3 protein-coding genes are annotated in these 2,197 nt (G+C 51.2%); 1 reads left to right on the forward strand and 2 read right to left on the reverse strand.

The genetic code is table 11. From position 1 onward, the window contains the following. On the reverse strand, positions 1-473 hold a 473-nt coding region (locus BOW51_RS10055; protein ID WP_078477599.1), incomplete at its 3' end, for an RNA polymerase sigma factor. Positions 474-744: 271 nt separating this feature from the next. Between BOW51_RS10055 and BOW51_RS10060 the strand changes: the two genes are divergently transcribed. Continuing rightward, positions 745-1,209, forward strand: a complete 465-nt coding sequence (locus BOW51_RS10060; RefSeq protein ID WP_078477600.1) for a DsrE family protein — start codon at positions 745-747, stop codon at positions 1,207-1,209. Between the two features lie 187 nt (positions 1,210-1,396). Here the strand turns inward: BOW51_RS10060 and BOW51_RS10065 are convergent. Continuing rightward, on the reverse strand, positions 1,397-2,197 hold an 801-nt coding region (locus BOW51_RS10065; protein WP_217349034.1), incomplete at its 5' end, for an APC family permease.

Raw genomic sequence — 2,197 nt, forward strand, 5'->3', positions numbered from 1 at the left:
CGCGCCCTGGATAGGCGGCTCATAACTGTTCCGACAGGAATGTCCAGAATCTCCGCAACTTCCCGGTAACTGAACTCTTCCAGTACCACGAGCGTAAGCACCTGGCGCTGATTGTCGGGAAGGAGTCCTATGAGCACCATCACCCGGGCAGCAAGCTCACCGGAAGTATTTTGTCGTTCGGGGCAGTTAGTACACACCAGATCGTCATCATTCAAAGCTACGTGCTCGCGCCGCATCCTGAGATGTTCACGCCAACAGTTATTCAGCACTGAATAGAGCCAGCTGTCGAGGCGAGAGGGGTCTTTTAACTGATGGCACTTGTTGATTGCCCTCTCAATAGCCTCTTGAACCAGGTCATCGGCGAGATGACGATCCTTGCACCAGGCATAAGCCACCCTAAAAAGCCGACCGCGTCGCTCTGCAATACGATGTTTGAGCGCTCGTGCTGCGCATAACCTGTCAATGATGGCCATTGGTAGTATTTCCTCCTCTCTTCTAAGAGAGATGCAGAAATCGTCTGGTTATTCCCGATTATTTTAAATATTTTTGGAATAAAACTGCGCCGAGTGCATCTGCCTTAGTACGGGAACCGACATTTCGCCGGTCCACAGACTTAAATCTACACCTATTCACGGCCGTGTGAAAGACGATTGGGCCAAAAGAAGTGCCAACGTCACCCCGTCATTGGGATGATTCCCAGTAAATGTGTTTAGTTTAACCATCAAAGAAATAGAGGAAGAATAGATGAAAATATTAACAACTCTGCTAATGGCAGTTGCGGTGCTCTTTACCTCGAATGTGCAGGCAGAATACGGCAAGCAGAAGGTTGTCTACCATATCAATTACGACAATCCCAAGGCACAAGCTGGTGCACTGCGTAATATCCAGAACCACATCAACGCAGTTGGCGCTGAAAACCTGGATGCGAAAGTTGTCATGCATGGCAACGGCCTTTCGCTGCTGCTTGAGCCCGACGAACTCGCTAGCGTGCCAAAAATGAAGCATGCCAATGCAACACCAGAAATGCAGGTGAAAATTTCCGGCCTGAAAGGCCAGAATGTCGCTTTCTACGTCTGCGCAAACACGCTCAAGGGCAAGAAGATTACACTTGATCAGCTCTATGATGCAGATGAAAGTGCAGTTGTTGCTAGCGGCGTTGCCGAGTTGGCACACCTGCAGGCACAAGGATATACCTATATAAAACCCTGATCGGATAGAGTTTCAGGAAAAGAAAGGCGGCTTTTGAGCCGCCTTTTATATTGTGCAGCTTTGAATTACAGCAACCTATGGACTGGGACTATTAATTACCATCAGACCTCATTCTTTATTGTACTTTGCTATCAAATTCACGCGTATAGTTCTTGTCACTATCCAGGATGATTTCGACATCACCCAATCAAGTCAGCATGCGCCAGGTCTCGGCAACCAGCAGGCCTGATGACATAAGCGCAGCGACCACGCCCCAATAACGCCAGCGTTTCAAGACCGAGGCCGACTCTTTCCGGCTGCCGATAATCCACAAGGAGAGGTTGACCGAGGTGAACACCACCAGGATCACGATGCTGGTTGCCTGTGCCAGGTGAACCAGCGGTAAACCCAGAGCGAGTACCACGATTAGCAGTGTGACCAGCACAATGGCTCGCCCGGGAGTGCGGTGTCGTTCACCAACCTTGCCAAACCATGAGGGAATCAAGCCTTCCCGCGCCATGCCGTAGGTAACGCGGCTGGCCATGATTATCTGGATGAGAATACCGTTGACCATCGCAATGGAGGCCAACATCGCAATCGGCTTTCCGCTTAACCCGGTAACTGCTTCGAAAAGTACCGCTAGCGGCGCGCTGCTGCTGGTCAAGGCTTCGCGGTTGGGTAATGCTACTGCAATCGTAGAAATCAGCGCATACAAGACCACCGTGATCAGCAGGGTGAGGATAATGGCCTTGGGCATGACTTTGTGCGGATCAACTGTCTCCTCTGCCATATTCACCATATCCTCAAAGCCAATGAAGGCAAAGAAGGCAATGATGCTTGCCGAGAAAACCGCCGCCCAGGCCACGGCATCCGAGGGAGGCGTCACGACCTTCAGCAGCAAGGGTGCATCTGCCAACAAGGGAGCTCCAGACAGGCTGATCACAATCAGTGCTCCGACTTCCAGTACCGTAATGACGGCCGCGAAAATCACACTCTGCCGTACGCCCAG

This window comes from Solemya elarraichensis gill symbiont (assembly GCF_002021095.1).
Taxonomy (GTDB): Bacteria; Pseudomonadota; Gammaproteobacteria; order Chromatiales; family Chromatiaceae.